The following is a 17,960-nucleotide window of genomic DNA, read 5'->3' as shown; positions in this document are numbered from 1 at the left end:
TAACAGCAGATGATGTATTAAGCCCAGATATATCACCAGTAACAGAAGATACAACATTAGAAGTAGTAGCTAAAAGATTAATAAATGAAAAGATAAGTGGAATACCAGTAGTAGATGAAAAAAATAATTTTTTAGGAGAGATAACAGAAAAAGAATTGATAGAATATGGAATGCCAAAATATCTATCATTGATGAAAGATTTAGACTTCTTAACAGTAGGAGAACCTTTTGAAGAATATTTATTAAAAGAGGAAACAGCAACAATAAAAGATTTATATAGAAGAAAAGAAAATCTATATACAATAGATAAGAAAACTCCAATAATGGAGATATGTTTTATAATGGTAAAAAAAGGAATAACAAGAATATATGTAGTAGAAAATGGTAAATTACATGGAGTAATAAGAAGATACGATATAATTAAAAAAGTTTTACATATTTAAAGAGAGGTTACAATTTTGTACCCTCCCTTTTCAAATTTATCAGTTTTTCCTATTATTTATTAAAATAATTTTTTAATTCTTCTACTTTATTTAATTGTTCCCATGGAAGTTCTATGTCTGTTCTTCCTATGTGTCCAAAAGCTGCTAAATCTTGATATCTAAACTCACAACTTCTAAGTTTTAAATCTCTTTCAATTCCTCTTGGTGTTAAATCAAATATTTTTGAAACTCCTTTTGCTAATTCGATTTCATCTACTTTTCCTGTTCCAAAAGTATCTACTTTTATTGATGTAGGTTCTACAACTCCTATTGCATAAGATAGTTGTACTTCACATTTATCAGCTAATCCTGAAGCTACTATATTTTTAGCTACCCATCTAGCTGCATAAGCTGCTGACCTATCTACTTTTGAAGGGTCTTTTCCTGAAAAAGCTCCTCCACCATGTCTAAAATATCCACCATAAGTATCAACTATTATTTTTCTTCCTGTAAGACCTGTATCTCCATGAGGTCCTCCAATTTCAAATTTTCCTGTAGGATTTATAAATATTTTTTTAACATCTTCAAATTTTAAATTATATTTTGCTAATACAGGTTTTATTACTAACTCTTTTACATCATGATGAATTTGTTCTTGTGTTACAAATTGATTATGTTGAACAGAAACTACTATAGTATCAACAAATTTTATATTTCCTTCTCTATCATAAGCTAATGTTACTTGAGATTTTGCATCTGGTCTTGCCCAAGTAAGAACTCCTTCATTTCTCAATTCAACTAATAATTTTAAAATTTCTCTTGATAATACTAATGCTAAAGGCATTAATTCTGGAGTTTCTTTTACAGCTCCTCCAAACATAATTCCTTGGTCTCCAGCTCCTCCTACATCTACTCCCATAGCTATATCTGGAGATTGAGCATGTATTGAACTAAATACTCCACAGTTATCGTCAAATCCCATTCCTGGTCTATACCCTATTTCATGAATTTTTTTTCTAACTATATCTTGAATATCTATATAAGTTTTTGTTGTTATCTCTCCTCCAACAATAACTTGACCTGTTGTACAAAATACTTCACATGCTACCCTAGAATTTGAGTCATCTTTTAAACAAGCATCTAAAACGGCATCTGATATTTGGTCTGCTACTTTATCTGGATGTCCTGGTGATACACATTCAGATGTAAAGTAAATTAAATCTTCCATTAATTCCTCCTAATAATAAAATCAAAAATAATTTAAAAATAAAAAATCCCTTTCCAATGAAAGGGATATAATCTTACAAATAATCCCCATCTAACTGGAATTAGCACCACACAAAATAGTAGGTTGCTGAGACATCACAGGGCCATTCCCTCCGTCTCTCTTGATGGTCAATACTTATTATATAATACTTTATTAAAATTGTCAATATTTATTTTTCAGTACCCCTCTTCTTCTAAAAACAAAGGAGGTACTACTTCTAATTTATTTTTTCTTCCTTTTGAAGCTTGAATCAAAATGAGATTAGAATTTTTATTTCTGTCAAAATAAACAAACTTTATCTTTTTAAGGGAAAAATTATTTTTTTCTAATTCAGTTATAATTTCTGGCAATCTAAAACTTCTATGTACTAAAAATAATTCTCCTCTTGGCTTTAAAAGTCTTTTACTATTTTTTATCAAATCTGACAAATCCAATTTAATTTCATGACGAGATATTTTTTTATTTTCATTTTCAGAGATTTTTTTACCATCTAAAGTCATGTAAGGAGGATTAGAAATTATATAATCATAATAATTTGATTTATTATACTCCTTTACATCTCCATAAATAATCTCTATATTTTTTTCTAAATTATTTTCTAAAACATTTTTTCTAAAAATATCCAAAGACTCTTTTTGAATTTCTATTCCTGTAATATTTTTCATATTTTTTCTTTTTGCTAATAATATAGGAATAATTCCAGAACCACTTCCAATATCTAATATTTTTTTTTCACAATTTCCTTCAAAAAAATCTACCAAAATTATTGGGTCTACAGAAAATCTAAATCCCTCTATTAATTGATAGATTTTTATATCATCATCAAAAGTTGTTATATTTACATTTTTCTCCATAATTTTACTCTTTTTCTAAAAGCTCTAAATTGCTTCCATCTTCTGATACAATTGGACTTTCATTTTGTAGTTTTTTAGCTTCTTTTCTATTAAATTTAACTTCTTCTATATCAAATTTTGTTATACCTATATTTGGTAAATCTACATATAAGAATCCATTAAGTGGACTTATACTAGCTACTTTTCCTTCACCTTTTTCTGTTTTAACCATTTGATTTACAGCTGGGAAAGATTTCAAAGCTTCTTCATATTGTTGATATTCATAATTTATACAGCAAAGTAATCTTCCACAAACACCTGATATTTTAGATGGATTTATTACAAGCCCTTGGTCTCTAGCCATCTTTATAGATACTGAATTAAATTTATTTATAAAAGTTCTACAACATAATTCTTTTCCACAAACGCCTATATCTCCTAAAATTCTAGCTTCATCTCTTACACCAATTTGACGTAATTCTATTCTAAGTTTAAATATAGTAGCTAAATCTTTTACTAAATCTCTAAAGTCAATTCTTCCTTCTGCTGTAAAATAAAATATAAGTTTTGTCTTATCAAAAGTAAATTCTGTATTTATAAGTTTCATTGGTAATTTATGAATAGCTATTTTTTCTTTACAAATTATTTGAGCTTTTTCAGCTTCTTTTCTTAATTCTTCATATTTTTTTATTTCTTCTTCACTTGCTTTCTTTAAAACAGGCTTTAAAGGTAATACTAATAATTTTTCAGAAAGTACCATAGGAGTATTATATATCACTCCTATTTCTTGCCCTCTTACAGTATCTACTAATACTTTATCTCCTTTTCTATAAACTTCATCTTTATTTACTACTTCAAAATAATACCTTTTTTTAGTAATCTCAAAAATTACACCTACAACTGTATAAAATTTTTCTTCTTCAACTACTTCTTCTGTATTCTCTGTATTTTCTTCTATTATTTCTACCAATTCCTCTTTTTCTTCTACAAATTCTTTTATTTCTATATCTTTATTTTCTAAATTTTCAATATTATTCATGTATCCCCCTAATCTATATGTATCCCTCTTCTAAAAAACTAAAATAAGAATCTTTTGATATTATTATATGGTCTAAAATACTTACATCTACCATCTTAAAGAAATCTTTCATCATTTTTGTTATTTCTATATCTTTTGATGATGGAGTTGTATTTCCTGATGGGTGATTATGAGAAAATACTATTGAACGTGCATTATAATATAATACTCTTTCTAAAATTTTTCTTGGATAGACAGCACTTTTATCAATAGTTCCTTGAAATAAAGTTTCTATTCCTAAAACTTCATTATTTGAATTAAGAAATAAAACTTTAAACTCTTCTATTTTAGAAATACCAATATCTATTCTCAAATAATTTATTAACTGATTTTTAGTTTTTATACTTATGGGATTATTTTCTCTTTCTTTTAATATATTTTCTTCATAATAATATCTATACATATCACCTAAAAATTTTAAATATGTTATAGATACCTCTCCTAATCCTTTTATACTTTTTAACTCTTTTGTATTTGCTTCAAATATTCCCTTTAAAGAATTAAATTTTCCAATCAATTCTTTCGCTATACTTTTAGTATCTTTTCTAGGAATTAATAGAAAAAGTAAAAATTCAACTATTTCATAATCTGCTAAAGATTTATATCCTTTTGTTAAATATCTTTCTTGTAATCTTTTTCTATGTCCCTCTTTTCCATCTTGGATTTTCTTTTCCATTTCTTCTCCCAATTAAAATTAAAAGAATAAATCATACACCTCTTTAGGTGTTTTCATATTCTCATATATATCTACTGCACCCCATATCATTGGATAAGCAAATACAGCTCCTGTTCCTTCTCCCAATCTCATTTTCATATTTAAAAATGGTTCTTTTCCTAATTCTTTTAAAGCTAATTTCATTCCAGGTTCTTCGCTTAAATGAGTAACTAAAATATAATTTTTTATAATAGGATTTAATTTTATAGCTAATAAAGCTGCTACAACTGATATGAATCCATCTACCAATATAAGTTTTCTATATCTTGCTGCTCCTATATATAATCCAACCATAAAAGCAATATCAAGTCCACCTACATGTCTTAATATTTCTATTGGATTCATCTGAAAAGTATTATATCTAATACAACTTTCAAAAATTACCTTTTTCTTATTTTCTAATATTTCATCATTAGCTCCAGAACCTCTTCCTACAGCATCATCTATACTACATCTTGTTAAAGAATATAATATAGCCGAAGATGTTGTTGTATTTCCTATTCCCATTTCTCCAGTAGAAAATACATCATATTCCTCTTCTAATTCTTCTATTGTAAATATTCCATTTTCTATTGTATCAATAACTTGATTAACAGTTAAAGCTGGTTCTTTTCTAAAATTTTTGCTTCCATTGACAACTTTTGAAATATAAAAATTAGAATATTTTTTTGAAAGACCTTTTTTCATTCCGACATCAATAACTTTTAAGTCTACTCCTAAATTTTTACAAAATAAACTTATAGGAGCAAAACCATTTACCATCTCTTCTGCTACTAATCTAGTATATTCCTCTGGACAAGGAGATATTTTCTCTTCTACTATTCCATTATCAGCTACAGCTACAATATGACATCCTTTTCGTTTTATATTTTTTAAATTATAAGGTAATATTCCAGATAATCTTTCAGCTATATCTTCTATTACTCCTAAACTTCCTATTGGTTTCATTTTTTTATCTAAAATATCTTTACATTCTCTTTCTGAATTTTTATTCAAAAAAGATATTTCCCTTAAGCTTTCCTCAAATCTTTTCATTTTTTAAGTTAATCCCCTTTCAAATTTAATTGGCATAATAAAGGATACTTTTCTCTAAACTCAATTATTGTTATACTCCCATTATCTATTTTATATTTCCAATAACTATCTAATCCATTTGAAAAATGGTAACTTAATAAAGTACAAATAACTCCCCAATGAGTTGCTAATAAATAAGTTTTATTATCTTCTAATTCATCTATAAACTTAACAACTCTATTTTGTAAATCATATGGATTCTCTCCTGTAATAAAAGAATAATTTTTCCAATCATCTATAGATTTTTGTAATTCCTCTGGATACTTTTCCTTAATTTCTTCATAAGTTAATCCTTCAAATATACCAAAATTTAGTTCTCTTATCTCAGAAAAAACTTTTATTTCTAAATTTTTAAAATTTATTATTTTAGCTGTTTCATAGGCTCTTTTTAAATCACTTGATATTATTTCATCATAGTTCATTTTTTCTAGTATTTTTCTTGCCTTTAATACTTGTTCTTTTCCTAATTCTGTCATATCTGGGTCTAAAAATCCATAATAAAGTTTTTGAAGATTCATAGTAGTTTGTCCATGTCTTACTAATATTACTCTTTTCATTTTATCTTATTCCTATTGCTATATATATTCCTAATAAAACTATTAATTGTGATAATTCTAACACAGCTCCTAAAGTATCTCCTGTAACTCCACCAATTTTTCTTTCCATTAATTTTGCGAAATAAGCTCCTAAAACATGAGTTACAAATATTATATTTACTAAATATATAGGATTTAAACTTGGGAATACAAAAGCTTGTACAAGTAGAGAATAAACTGTAGAAATTAATATTGCTATTGTTGCTCCATTTCTATTTGTTTGTTCTACTAATTCTTTAGCACTTCCAGAACTTCTAGCATATGATGTCATAGCACAATTTAGTACACTATTAGCTCTCGCTACTACAGGAGAAACTAATAATGCAAATCCCATTCCAAAAGTTTTTAATTCTGGTGTTAAAAATCCTAATCCCATCAAAGATGTTTCCATTTCAATAGAACCTAAAATAATTATTTTTAATAAAAAATACATAATTAAAGCAATAGCTCCATTAGCTCCTATTCTTGAATCTTTCATAATCTCAAGCATTTTTTGTTTACTTCTATAACTAAAAATTCCATCAAAAGTATCTGATAATCCATCAAGATGCATAGCCCCTGTTATTCCAATTTCTATTAATACTAATACAGTTGCTAATACAAATGGAGAACGAATAAATTGTACTCCTACTAAATAAAAAATATACATTAATATTCCTGTTACAATTCCAACTACAGGAAAAAATTTCATACTTTTACCTAATTCTTCAGAATCAAATTTAGGTTCTATTGGAATTGGCAATCTTGTCATAAATTTAAAAAGTAATATTAACCCTCTCATTTTTATCCTCCAAAATAAAATCTATTTTAATTTCATAGGAATTCCCGAAACTACAAAATAAGCTTCATCAGATTCCTTTGCCACTATTTGATTTATTTTTCCTGCAATCTCTCTAAAATATCTTCCTAAATAATTATCTGGTACTAATCCCATTCCTAATTCATTAGTTACTACTACCATATCAATTGGATTTTCTCTTATGAATTGAATAATTCTTTCAATCTCTCTAACTATAAATCTTTTTATTCCATTTATTTCTTCCATAGATATTTTTTCCCAATCTTTTTCATTATCTAATATCATATAATTAGTTATCATATTTGTTAAACAATCCAAAAGTATAACATCATACCCTTCCATATGTTCTTTTAAAAGATTTGGAATATTCTTATAATTTTCTATAGTTTTCCAATTTTTTCCTCTTCTTCTTTTATGCTTTTCTATTTTATCTTTCATTTCATCATCAAAAGCTATTCCTGTAGCTAGATAAATCTTTTTACTATATCTTTCAGCTATATAATCTTCTGCATATCCACTTTTACCTGAACGAGCTCCACCACTAACATAGATTATCTTACCCAAAGTCAAATCCTCCTTAATATTTTTCTTAATGATAATTATACCATATATTTTTACTAATTTCTAAGAGAAAATATTTTTTTAACTAGAAATTTTACTTATTTAAACGAAATCTATTTTTTTCTCGTCAAAATATTATAAGTGGAGGTGTAATCATATGAAAGCTAAAAATAAATGGCTAGAAATAAGAGAGAGTATAAATCAATCTCTTTTAAATAAAAAAAACATTTTTGATGCCAAAAATATCTTATTAGAAAATATTGAAATTATTCAACATGAAGTTATGTCTGAAGAAAAAAATATAAAACTTAGACAACAAATTGGAATAATTTTTACAATGTTAAAAGAAAATCTAAATCTTTACAACACTATTGGTGAAACTATTGTTTGGTCAAATGAAAATAATTCAGTCAAAAACTCTAAACTATCTAATATTTTTACTACTATTTTTCATTGTGGTCTAATTTATTCCATAATTTTAGGAGGTTTTAACTCTTTAAAAAATAAATATTATTTTATTAGTTTTACTTTTTTCCTAAGTTTTATTTGTGAAATAATATTATTATTTTTTATTATAAAAAAATATAAAACTATTTCATCAAAAATAGAAAAAAATCAAAAAACAGAAATTAATATAGATATAAATAATATTTTAAATTATATGGATAACTCTATGGAATCAATAGATAGATATATTGAAGAATTTAAAATTCTCAACAATCTTGAAAATAAATCTGATGGAAAATTAAATAATGATATTTTAATGTTATTTCAAAAAATTGATGAAGCAGACAATACAAAAAATGAAAATATTATCTCTTCTCTTAATAAAGAGATACAAAGTATACTACTAGAAAATAATATTGAAAAAATTTCATATTCAAATGATAAAGAAAAATATTTTGATATTTTACCATCAAAAAATTCTTCAATGACAATAAAATCAGCTTTCATAGATAAATCTAACAATAAAATTTTAGTTAGAGGTATTGCTACAAAAAAAATTAATTAAAGGAGTTTATATGAGATATATAGGTTTCGATTTAGGTGACGGAGAAAGTACTGTTACTCAAATTTCATCTTTAAGTAAAGATATTGAACCAATAATACTTCCAATAGATGAAAAAGCAAGTTTTATATCTGCTGTGGCTTTAGAAGAAAATGAAATTTTAATAGGTGAACAAGCTATCTCTTCTGGAAATAAAAATTCTTTAAGAGTTAGATTTAAAAGTAAATTCTCTGAAAAAGATATTACAACTTTCTCTAGAGGAGTAGCTAATAAAATAAAAGATTTTACCTTAGGAGAAGAGGTACAAATAACAGTTGGTTGTCCAGCTGGTTGGAATCTTGAAAAAAGAAAAGTATATCAAGAATTATTAAAAAATTCTGGACTTCCTAATGTGAGAGTTATTTCTGAATCCAGAGCAGCTTTTTTATATGCTAGAGAAGCTAAAAATATTAGAGTTAACCCAGAACTTTTAAAAGAAAGTGTACTTGTTATCGATATAGGTTCTTCAACTTTAGATTTTGCTTATATTGTTAATGGAAAAGAAACAGGAATAGGAGTTTTTGGAAATAATAATCTTGGTAGTGGAATTATCGATGAATATCTTTTACAAGAAGCTATAAGAACAAATACACAACAAAATAAAATAGAGGAAATTTTTGAAGAAAGTTATGGTTGGCGTTGCTATGCTCAATTAGTGGCTAGAAAAGTTAAAGAAAAATATTTTTCAAATGAGGAATTATATAAAGATTCATTCTATGAAGAATCTCTTTCATTATATTATGATGGAGTTCAGAATTTAACTATTAAAGCAAGTCCTGAAATAATAAGAAACATTATAAATAAACCAATTCCAGAATTAGATGGAAAATCTTTTATGGAGGGATTACAATACTCTTTATATGAAGCAGCTAAAGTTACAAAAGATGCTCCACCAAAACTTCTTATTCTTACAGGGGGAGCCTCTAGAATGAGATTCTTTAAAGAACAATGTAAATTTTCTTTTCCAAACTCTATTATTGTTAATTCTGAAGAACCTGAATTTTCTATTGGAAAAGGATTAGCTTATTCTGGAATTATTGATGAAAGACTTAGAGAATTTAGAAAAGAGGTAAAAGAATTTATTAATAGTGGAATTATAGAAAAAAATGTAAAAATTGAAATAAATGATTTAATCTATTCCATTGTAGAAAAACTTACAGATTATATAATAAATAATGCTGTTCTTCCAAATATTTCTCTTTGGAAAAAAGGAAAGATAGATACTATACAAGAAATGAATGAAATTCTATCTAATCAAATTAAAAGTATCCTTTCTCCTGAACAAATCAAATCTCTATTAGAAAATATTATTATTAATTGGTCTTTTAAACTTTGTCATAATTTACAAAATTCTATTGATAATATTTGTACTAAATATTCAATTCCAAAGGAAGAAATGAAACTTGTTTCTATTGATACAAACACTAATTTTAATAATCTTTCTTTTTCTATAAAAAATCTTCAAGGTGAAAATATTATAAATGGTGTTGTTTCATTAATAGTTGGAGTTTTAATTGGAAGTATTTGTGGTGGTAGTGGTACAGCTCTTATTGCTACTGGTCCTCTTGGTTTTATTGGAGGAGCTTTATTAGGAATTCTCATTACTAGTATAGGATTCAATAAAAGTAAAACTTTATTTATGACTAAATCAATTCCTATTCTTGCTAGAAAATTAGTTAGAAAAGATATGTTATTATCAGAAAAAAATAAAGAAAAACTTGCTAATTCTATTACTCAAGAATTACAAAATACTGATAATAATTTTATAGAAAATCTTTCTAAAAATATTTCTAATGAATTAAATTTAAAATTAGAAAAACTTGCCCAAGATGTTGAAATTTTAATTTTCTAAAAATAAAAAAGAGGAGTTATTACTGAATTTAGCAGCAAAACTCCTCTTAAAAATTATTTATAAAATTCTCCCCATTTATCTATTAAAGAGTATAGTGTTGCAGATAATTTATATGGATGATGTCTTATCATTCCCTTTGAATCTATTTCCAATATATCCCTATCTATTACTTCTATATTTCTATTTTTTATTTTTTCTTTTTCTACTATAACTCTATCGCTATTTTGTTTTTTATATCTTTTTAATATCTCTTCAGGAATTTCTCTAGTGTCCACTACGATTTCATCTATAATATTGTCTCCAATCACATCACAAATAGCTTGTATATGGTCATCAGCACTATATCCTGTGGTCTCTCCAGGTTGTTGCATAGCATTACAAATATATACTATTTTTCCCTTTGTTTTTCTTAAACTTTCTTTCATTCCTTCTAACAAAAGATTAGGAATTAAACTTGTATATAAACTTCCTATTCCAAAAACTATTAAATCTGCTTCTTCTAAAACTTTTAAATTCTCTATAGGAGCTTTTCTTTCATTCTTATAAAATACTTTTTTTATTTTTTCATTACTGAAAGGTATATTAGATTCACCTTCTATTATTTTTCCATTTTCTGTTTCAGCATACAATACTATATTTTCTGTTGTAGAAGGTAATATTTTGGCTTTTATATTAAAAAGTTTTCTAAGCCTATCAACTGCTTCTCCTATATTTCCTGTTATTTCATTCATTGCCATTATTAATAAATTTCCTAGAGGATGAGCTCCTATAGAACTATTTTCTTTAAATCTATATTGAAAAACATCTTCTATTATTGGTTCTACATCACTTAAAGCTATTAATACATTTCTTAAATCTCCAGGAGGAGGAGAATCAAATTCTTTTCTTAAAGTTCCACTACTCCCCCCATCATCAGCTACTGATACAATAGCTGTAAGTTCTATTGGAAGATATTTTAATCCTCTTAATACTACAGAAATTCCACTTCCTCCACCAATAACAACTACTTTTGGTTTTTTATTCATCTCTCTTTCTCCTAATTTTTTCTTTTATTATCCCTTATTGAAATAAAAAAATCAAGAAAATAAATTAAATTTTATTATTATTTTACTATTCTCATATCTAATTTCTTTAATAAAAAAAGGATATTGAAAATTCAATATCCTTTCTATATATTTTTTAGTTATTATTATTTTCCGAAATATCTATTTAATAATCCAGTAAATGCTTTTCCATGTCTAGCTTCGTCTTTAGCCATTTCATGAACTGTATCATGGATAGCATCAAATCCTAATTGTTTAGCTCTTTTAGCTATATCAAATTTTCCAGCTGTTGCTCCATATTCAGCTTCTACTCTCATAGATAAATTTTTCTCAGTAGAATCAGTTACACATTCTCCTAATAATTCAGCAAATTTAGCAGCATGTTCAGCTTCTTCAAAAGCTATTCTTTTATAAGCTTCTGCTACTTCTGGATATCCTTCTCTATCAGCAACTCTTGACATTGCTAAGTACATTCCAACCTCTGTACATTCTCCTTCAAAGTTAGCTCTTAATCCGGCAATAATTTCTTCATCTCCACAAGCTAATCCTTCTCCAATTTTATGTTCAGTAGCCCAAACTCTTCCTTCTCCTTCAACTATTTCTTCCCATTTATCTGGACCAACTTTACATACTGGACAAATTTCCATTCCTTCTTCTATTACTGCACCACAAACTTTACATCTAAACTTTTTCATTTTTTCCTCCTAATTTTATCCTAAACTTTAAATCTAATTTGTATTCGTTTCAAATATGTTTTAATTTTATCATAACAAATAATATTTGTCAACTTTTTTTTGTATTTTTATAAAAAAAGCTGTATAAATTTTATATAAATTTATATCAGCCTTTTATCTTATATTATAATTAATATTTATTTTATAATTTCTTTTGTAATATCTTTTACATAATAGATAGGATATTTTTCACTTACAAATTTATCCCCATAACATTTTGTCTCTTTTATATATCTTAAAATAAGTTTGTAATCTCCTATTTGCTCCATTTCTGTCTCTACAAATTTAACTTCTTTTATTTGTGATTTATCAATTATTTCACCATTAAATTGAAATTTATCATTATTTAAAAATGGAGAACAAACTTTTTCCAGAAATTCCTCTTTTGAATTAATATTTATCCAACTTTTTATTTCATCATTCTTCAAAACTATAAATGCACTATAAAACATATTTTCCTCCATTCTTCTTTTTATTTTAAGTATATATTTTTTTTCTATACTTGTCAATAATCTTTTAAATTATTATTATTGAAATATCTTTCTTATTTTCCAATTCTTCAATAGATTTTTTAGAAAGAATAACTTTATAGGTTACTTTATCATTATATCCTTTTTCTAATATATCATCATTATTTTTTAATATAATTTGCTCTACTTCTCCAACTTTATCATATGAAAAATCTAAAAGATATGTTTTTTTTTCTATATAATCAACTATCTCTGATTCTTGTATAACTAATTTAGCTGTTTTAGCATAAGCTCTTACCAACCCTCCAGCTCCTAATTTTATTCCACCAAAATATCTAGTTGCTATTACAACCAAATTTTCTACTTCCATATAATTAATTATATCTCCCATAGGTTTACCTGCAGTTCCTTTAGGTTCTCCATCATCATCTACTTTAAAATATTCTTGTCCATTTTCAGTTAATTTATAAGCACTACAATTATGAGTAGCATCATAGTGTTTTTGTTTTATTTTTTCTATAAATTTTTCAGCCTCTTCTCTTGAAGAAACAGGTTTTACATAACCTATAAATTTTGATTTTTTTTCTTCAAATTCTATAAAACATTCCTTTTTTACTGTTTTCATTCTCTCTCCTATAATTTAAAGTAAAATTATATTTTGATTTAATTTTTTAAATATTCTTTCAATTTTTTACTAAATATTATTCCAAAAATAACTATATAAGTTAATATTATTATTTTAAAATTTATTTGATTTTCTATTTTTAAACTAAGGTACGGGATTTTTTCAAAAATATTTAAATTTTTTTCTAATAATATATAAACTCCCTCTACTATCATTAAATAAAATTTAGAAAATACGTTTGGAATTATAATACTTCCAAATCCTAGTATTATAAAAACTGAACCAAGTGGTGTCAATATTATATTTATAAAAAATGATAAAAAATTTATTGTTTTAAAGAAATATAAAGTTAAAGGAGTTAACATTATCTGAATAGATAATAAAAATATTAAATAATTCCACCAATTTTTCCCTTTAATTTTTATTTGTATTTGAAATTTTGGATATATCCATAATATTGTAAAAACACAAAGATATGACATCAAAAAAGAAATATTTGAAAAAGAATTTGGATATATCAAAAGATTGATAATAAAGGCTACTAAAAAAGATTTTTTTATATCATTTTTTTCATAAATAATATTACTGATTATATACACAACTCCCATTATATATGCTCTTATTACAGAAGGACTTATTTTTATAGAAAAAATATAAATACTCAAAATAATTAACCCAAAAATATATTTTATTTCTTTCTTTAATGAAAATTTATCTAAAACATATAAAATAATTCCCAATATTATTCCTATATGTAAACCTGAAATTGCTAATAAATGACTAGTACCTGAATATCTAAATTTATCTTGAATTTCTTTATAAATATTACTTTTATCTCCCAATATCATTGCTTCAATTAAATTTACACAACCATTGGAAAGTTTTTTTCTTAATATATTGATTTTTCTTTCTAAAAATACTTCACTAGATTTTTTTACCTTTTTTTCTTTTTCAAAAATATCCAATATTAAATATCTATCATTAATTTTTTTTATTTCTCCAATAAATTTATAATTTCCATCTTCAATATTTTCTACATATATTGATTTATATTCTCTTAAAAATTTATTATCTATCTTTTCTATTTTTCCTTTTCCATTTAAAATCTCAGTTTTAATTTCTATGATATCTCCTACATCATAATTACTAAAATTTATCCCTAATATTATTCTTAATAAAAAAACTATAGCGAATACATAAACTTCAATATTTTTTATTTTAAATACCAAAAAAAAATATCCTAATAAAGTTATTAATAAAAAAATTATGGATATAGGCGAAATAAAATATATTAGTGATTCTAAAAAGAAAAATATAATAGAGATTATATAAATATTTTCCATAAATTTCCCCTAATTTTTATTTTATTCTTCATATTTATAATAAAAATATGCTGAAATTATAAAAGATATTACTGAAAAAATAGCTGTCATATATATTCCATCTTTTGTTACATTTCCACTTCCATTATTGTTCCATACTAATATAAATGGTAAAACTAATATTGACAACATAAAAGCTAATTTTAAGAAAAATCCCTGTATTCCAAAACATATTCCCTCTATTTTATTTCCTGTTTTTTCACTTATCTTATTACTTATTTCACTCAACATTGCTGGTGGAAATATAAAAGCTCCTCCTGCTACAGGAATTCCTAATAAAGCAAACAATACAAATCCAAAAGATGTTGGTAATATTTTTCCTAAAAAATATAACATTCCTGTGAAAATTATTAAAAGCCCCAAGCAACCTAACATTACTTTTCTATAACCTATTTTTTTAGAAATCTTATTTGTTGGATAAAAAAATAGAGCTGACATTCCAAACAAAATAGCTGAAGCTAAAGTTATTTGAGCTTTTCCATAACCCATAATATCTTCTACATAGTAATTCATTGTAGCTCTTAAAGTATTAAATCCAACAAAGAAAAATAATAACCCTAATAAATAAAAATAAAAACTTTTATAGCTTTTAAGTGAGTTTATAGTTTCTCTAAAAGAAATTTTTGAAACTTCTCCTTTGGAATAATTTTTTTCTTTTACTCCAAAAACAGTTACAAATCCTCCAATAATTGAAATTATGCTTAAAATAAATACCATATATCTTATTCCTATTAAAGTATCTCCTTTCCCTAATACTTTAATAAGTAATCCAGGTATTATCATAGCTATAGCTGTATAAAGAAGTCTAAATACTGATTGCCAAGTTGATAAATCTAATCTTTCTTCCATACTATTACCTATTTCAGGAATTAAAGCATTGTATGGAGCTCCAACTATAGTATAAAAAGTAAAAAATAGCGAACCAATTATAGCTAAATAAATAAATGAACTTGTTGGATTTCCAGTTGGAGGATAAAAAAATGCTATTGTAGTTATTCCTAAAGGTATACTTCCTACAGCTATAAAAGGTATTCTTCTTCCCCATCTAGTATTTATTTTATCAGATAAATAACCTATTGTTGGGTCTGTTATCATGTCTACTATTCTTGAAATTGCTAAAGCTATAGATATTAGTGCTGGAGCCATTATAGGTTTTAATCCTGAACTTTCTGGTGGTAAGTAAAAATATAATATCCATTGAGCAAATATCTGGTCTACTATTGCATAACTGACTCCTATTCCATATAGAATTTGTACTTTTTTATTTAATTTCATTTTTTATTGTATTATAAATATAAATATTTATTTATACAATCCTCCTTTCATATATTTTTATTAATCTATAATTATTGGAATTTTTCTATCCTCATAAGGATTAATAATTTTATAAATTATACTAGCTTTTTCATTTAATTCTAAAAATTTTATTTCTTTTTCATTTAATATTTTTTTTATATTTTTAAAAGAAGTTAATATTTTTACATCATTATTTTTTTCTATAGTTTTTAAATATTCTCTTCCCTTTTTAGAAAATCCTAAAATTCTTATATAAGGAATATTTTCTTTTAAATAATTAGTATCTGCTTTTGTTATATCTAATAAAATATGAATTAATATTCTTTGTATTCTCCCTATTGTATATCTTTTAGTAATAAGATTATTAAAAAATTCTTGATGATTTTCATACTTTAAAGCCATTTCATATATTCTATTTTCTAATCCATTTTCTACATCTTGATAATCTGCTAATTTTTCTTTTTTACTTAATATAGCATATCTTATTAATGGATAAAAATCTGATATCTTAGTAATTTTTTCTTTTTCCTTTTCCAAAACTTCAAAAGAATTTTTAGTAACCAGATTTTCTATACTTTTATTTTCAAATATTAATTTTCTTATTCCTGTAGCACTCATAATATTATTTTCTTCTTTTTGTGAATAATATCCACCAGCTCTTCTTTTCAAAGTTTGAGCCTCAATTTTTTCATCATAATATTTTATAGCTCTCAAATATTCAATTCCCAATATATCATTTGAATTGATTTCTATATCTTTTTCTAAAAATTTTTTTATACTTAAACTATAAGCATTAGGATAAGAAATTCCTTCATCTAAATTTCTCCTTATTTCTTCATTAAATTCTTTATTTTTTTCTAATTCTAATATTTTTTTTAATTTTTCAATATTTGAACTTTCAGACCCAAAAAGAATAGTAGTCACTCCTAAATTCTTTAATATCCCTATTGAAGATTTAGCAAAAATCTCTGCACTTTGAGTAGAATAATAACTTGGTAACTCACACAATATATCTATTCCCTCTTTTAAAGCTATCTCTCCTCTACTCCATTTATTAATAAAAGCTGGTTCTCCTCTTTGAACATAATCCCCACTCATTACTCCTATTACAATATCCCCCAATTCTTTTGCTTTATCTAAATGATATTTATGTCCGTTATGAAATGGATTATATTCTATCACTATTCCTACAGCCTTCTTCATTTTTCTCCTCTTTAAGATTTTTATTTTTTATATTATAATATTATACTATATATTTTTGCTTTTTCCTTTTATTTTCTGTTTATAATAAATTTTTTAAAGAAATAAGATTTTTTACTAAATATTTTTTTTTTTATTTAATATTCATTTTTAATTATTTTTTATTATACTTAATTTTTTCTCTAGATAGAAATATATAATCTTTTTAATTATTTTTTATTATACTTAGTTTTTTCTCTAGATAGAAATATATAATCTTTTTAATTTAGAAATTTACTTCTAAATCTATTAAATCTATATAATATTTTTATTAAATATTAAAATACCAATCAAATTTTTAATTTTAATATATTTCTTTAAAATTTTTTAATCTACATAACTTCTTACAATAAATTTTTATATATTTTTTTAATTCAATCTGTATATTAATACTATCTTTATTAGATATAGTTATTCAATTTTTATTATAAAAATTTTAACAAGTTACTCTATTTTTTATATTTCAATCAAAATATAAATTCATTTTTTTAAATCTTATTTTAATTTTTACATTTATTACTTTGTATTAAATACTATTAATAAAAAATATAAATTATTGTATAACTCTTTCATAATAACTTTTTAATTTCTAAATATTTTATATTTTCTTTTTTTATTTTTTCAAAAAATAAAAAAAGTTGGCAAGTTCCTATCCTCCCAGAGGGCTGCCCCCCAAGTACTTTCAGCGTTTACGAGCTTAACTGCTAGGTTCGGTATGTTACTAGGTGTACCCTCGTAGCTTTTCTTGCCAACTTATATTTTGAGTTTTTAAACACTCAATACTACATAGTAATTTCTCTTGATTAAGATTCCGACTTATTAGTATTGGTCCGCTTAATGAATTACTTCACTTACACTCCCAACCTATCTAACTCCTAGTCTCGAAGTTGTCTATAGAGTACTTATCTTAAAGTCAGTTTCCCGCT

General features: G+C 24.6%; 18 protein-coding genes, 2 rRNA genes and 1 riboswitch. Of the genes, 3 read left to right on the top strand and 17 right to left on the bottom strand.

Annotation, left to right across the window (positions count from 1 at the left end; translation table 11 throughout):
* A partial coding sequence (locus T364_RS0106730) for a CBS domain-containing protein (protein ID WP_027128160.1) occupies positions 1-443 on the top strand: 443 nt, incomplete at its 5' end.
* Between the two features lie 52 nt (positions 444-495).
* Here T364_RS0106730 and metK read toward each other — a convergent pair.
* From metK to cobU, 8 genes are all read right to left on the bottom strand, one after another.
* Entirely contained in the window at positions 496-1,650 is a 1,155-nt protein-coding gene (gene metK, locus T364_RS0106725) for a methionine adenosyltransferase (protein ID WP_027128899.1), read from the bottom strand.
* An 83-nt stretch (positions 1,651-1,733) separates the two neighbouring features.
* Positions 1,734-1,820: riboswitch (SAM riboswitch) on the bottom strand.
* Positions 1,821-1,865: 45 nt separating this feature from the next.
* Positions 1,866-2,543, bottom strand: a complete 678-nt coding sequence (locus T364_RS0106720; RefSeq protein WP_035945504.1) for a tRNA1(Val) (adenine(37)-N6)-methyltransferase — start codon at positions 2,541-2,543, stop codon at positions 1,866-1,868.
* Between the two features lie 4 nt (positions 2,544-2,547).
* Positions 2,548-3,483 carry a PSP1 domain-containing protein gene (locus tag T364_RS0106715; protein WP_027128897.1) on the bottom strand — a complete coding sequence of 312 codons (936 nt, stop codon included), beginning with the start codon at positions 3,481-3,483 and terminating at the stop codon, positions 2,548-2,550.
* Between the two features lie 91 nt (positions 3,484-3,574).
* A complete protein-coding gene (radC, locus tag T364_RS0106710) occupies positions 3,575-4,276 on the bottom strand; it encodes a RadC family protein (protein WP_027128896.1) in 702 nt (233 codons plus the stop codon).
* An 18-nt stretch (positions 4,277-4,294) separates the two neighbouring features.
* Positions 4,295-5,350: a nicotinate-nucleotide--dimethylbenzimidazole phosphoribosyltransferase gene (gene cobT / locus T364_RS0106705; protein WP_027128895.1), complete on the bottom strand. Its 1,056-nt coding sequence runs from the start codon at positions 5,348-5,350 to the stop codon at positions 4,295-4,297.
* 8 nt (positions 5,351-5,358) lie between these two features.
* The gene (locus tag T364_RS0106700; RefSeq protein ID WP_027128894.1) at positions 5,359-5,946 is read right to left on the bottom strand and encodes a histidine phosphatase family protein; all 588 of its coding nucleotides are present in this window, start codon (positions 5,944-5,946) and stop codon (positions 5,359-5,361) included.
* Position 5,947: 1 nt separating this feature from the next.
* Complete coding sequence (gene cobS / locus T364_RS0106695) at positions 5,948-6,766, bottom strand: adenosylcobinamide-GDP ribazoletransferase (protein ID WP_027128893.1); 819 nt, start codon at positions 6,764-6,766, stop codon at positions 5,948-5,950.
* 21 nt (positions 6,767-6,787) lie between these two features.
* The gene (gene cobU, locus T364_RS0106690; protein ID WP_027128892.1) at positions 6,788-7,348 is read right to left on the bottom strand and encodes a bifunctional adenosylcobinamide kinase/adenosylcobinamide-phosphate guanylyltransferase; all 561 of its coding nucleotides are present in this window, start codon (positions 7,346-7,348) and stop codon (positions 6,788-6,790) included.
* A gap of 154 nt (positions 7,349-7,502) precedes the next feature.
* Here cobU and T364_RS0106685 point away from each other — a divergent pair, with 154 nt between their 5' ends.
* Both T364_RS0106685 and T364_RS0106680 read left to right on the top strand, forming a co-directional pair.
* On the top strand, positions 7,503-8,357 hold the full coding sequence (locus T364_RS0106685; RefSeq protein ID WP_027128891.1) for a hypothetical protein: 855 nt from the start codon (positions 7,503-7,505) through the stop codon (positions 8,355-8,357).
* Positions 8,358-8,367: 10 nt separating this feature from the next.
* Positions 8,368-10,245 carry an Hsp70 family protein gene (locus tag T364_RS0106680; protein ID WP_147386033.1) on the top strand — a complete coding sequence of 626 codons (1,878 nt, stop codon included), beginning with the start codon at positions 8,368-8,370 and terminating at the stop codon, positions 10,243-10,245.
* Positions 10,246-10,298: 53 nt separating this feature from the next.
* Here T364_RS0106680 and T364_RS0106675 read toward each other — a convergent pair whose 3' ends face one another.
* From T364_RS0106675 to T364_RS0106635, 9 genes are all read right to left on the bottom strand, one after another.
* Complete coding sequence (locus T364_RS0106675) at positions 10,299-11,270, bottom strand: gluconeogenesis factor YvcK family protein (protein WP_027128889.1); 972 nt, start codon at positions 11,268-11,270, stop codon at positions 10,299-10,301.
* Positions 11,271-11,434: 164 nt separating this feature from the next.
* Positions 11,435-11,983, bottom strand: coding sequence for a ferritin family protein (locus T364_RS0106670; RefSeq protein WP_027128888.1), 549 nt, complete (start codon positions 11,981-11,983; stop codon positions 11,435-11,437).
* Positions 11,984-12,159: 176 nt separating this feature from the next.
* Positions 12,160-12,474 carry a hypothetical protein gene (locus T364_RS0106665; RefSeq protein ID WP_027128887.1) on the bottom strand — a complete coding sequence of 105 codons (315 nt, stop codon included), beginning with the start codon at positions 12,472-12,474 and terminating at the stop codon, positions 12,160-12,162.
* A gap of 64 nt (positions 12,475-12,538) precedes the next feature.
* Positions 12,539-13,117, bottom strand: coding sequence for a YigZ family protein (locus T364_RS0106660; protein WP_027128886.1), 579 nt, complete (start codon positions 13,115-13,117; stop codon positions 12,539-12,541).
* Positions 13,118-13,155: 38 nt separating this feature from the next.
* Entirely contained in the window at positions 13,156-14,346 is a 1,191-nt protein-coding gene (locus tag T364_RS0106655; protein ID WP_158413628.1) for a ComEC/Rec2 family competence protein, read from the bottom strand.
* Positions 14,347-14,481: 135 nt separating this feature from the next.
* Entirely contained in the window at positions 14,482-15,774 is a 1,293-nt protein-coding gene (locus T364_RS0106650) for an MFS transporter (RefSeq protein ID WP_027128884.1), read from the bottom strand.
* Positions 15,775-15,834: 60 nt separating this feature from the next.
* Positions 15,835-16,998 (bottom strand): nucleotidyltransferase, encoded by a 1,164-nt coding sequence (locus T364_RS0106645; protein ID WP_035945502.1) that lies wholly within the window; start codon positions 16,996-16,998, stop codon positions 15,835-15,837.
* A gap of 672 nt (positions 16,999-17,670) precedes the next feature.
* Positions 17,671-17,787, bottom strand: a 5S ribosomal RNA gene (gene rrf / locus T364_RS0106640).
* A gap of 46 nt (positions 17,788-17,833) precedes the next feature.
* A 23S ribosomal RNA gene (locus T364_RS0106635) occupies positions 17,834-17,960 on the bottom strand; the annotation flags it as partial.

The organism is Fusobacterium perfoetens ATCC 29250, from assembly GCF_000622245.1.
In the GTDB taxonomy this organism is placed as follows: Bacteria; Fusobacteriota; Fusobacteriia; order Fusobacteriales; family Fusobacteriaceae; genus Fusobacterium_B; species Fusobacterium_B perfoetens.
Note: the sequence above shows the minus strand (reverse complement) of the source record. Positions and strands in the feature narration are given on the sequence as shown.

What these genes read in the sequence shown, in the direction of transcription:
- T364_RS0106680 (WP_147386033.1), top strand. Translation starts at nt 8,368, where the DNA reads ATGAGATATATAGGTTTCGATTTAGGTGACGGAGAAAGTACTGTTACT.
- cobT (WP_027128895.1), bottom strand. Translation starts at nt 5,350, where the DNA reads ATGAAAAGATTTGAGGAAAGCTTAAGGGAAATATCTTTTTTGAATAAA.
- T364_RS0106645 (WP_035945502.1), bottom strand. Translation starts at nt 16,998, where the DNA reads ATGAAGAAGGCTGTAGGAATAGTGATAGAATATAATCCATTTCATAAC.
- radC (WP_027128896.1), bottom strand. Translation starts at nt 4,276, where the DNA reads ATGGAAAAGAAAATCCAAGATGGAAAAGAGGGACATAGAAAAAGATTA.
- T364_RS0106660 (WP_027128886.1), bottom strand. Translation starts at nt 13,117, where the DNA reads ATGAAAACAGTAAAAAAGGAATGTTTTATAGAATTTGAAGAAAAAAAA.
- T364_RS0106650 (WP_027128884.1), bottom strand. Translation starts at nt 15,774, where the DNA reads ATGAAATTAAATAAAAAAGTACAAATTCTATATGGAATAGGAGTCAGT.
- T364_RS0106670 (WP_027128888.1), bottom strand. Translation starts at nt 11,983, where the DNA reads ATGAAAAAGTTTAGATGTAAAGTTTGTGGTGCAGTAATAGAAGAAGGA.
- T364_RS0106700 (WP_027128894.1), bottom strand. Translation starts at nt 5,946, where the DNA reads ATGAAAAGAGTAATATTAGTAAGACATGGACAAACTACTATGAATCTT.
- metK (WP_027128899.1), bottom strand. Translation starts at nt 1,650, where the DNA reads ATGGAAGATTTAATTTACTTTACATCTGAATGTGTATCACCAGGACAT.
- cobS (WP_027128893.1), bottom strand. Translation starts at nt 6,766, where the DNA reads ATGAGAGGGTTAATATTACTTTTTAAATTTATGACAAGATTGCCAATT.
- T364_RS0106720 (WP_035945504.1), bottom strand. Translation starts at nt 2,543, where the DNA reads ATGGAGAAAAATGTAAATATAACAACTTTTGATGATGATATAAAAATC.
- T364_RS0106665 (WP_027128887.1), bottom strand. Translation starts at nt 12,474, where the DNA reads ATGTTTTATAGTGCATTTATAGTTTTGAAGAATGATGAAATAAAAAGT.
- T364_RS0106675 (WP_027128889.1), bottom strand. Translation starts at nt 11,270, where the DNA reads ATGAATAAAAAACCAAAAGTAGTTGTTATTGGTGGAGGAAGTGGAATT.
- T364_RS0106685 (WP_027128891.1), top strand. Translation starts at nt 7,503, where the DNA reads ATGAAAGCTAAAAATAAATGGCTAGAAATAAGAGAGAGTATAAATCAA.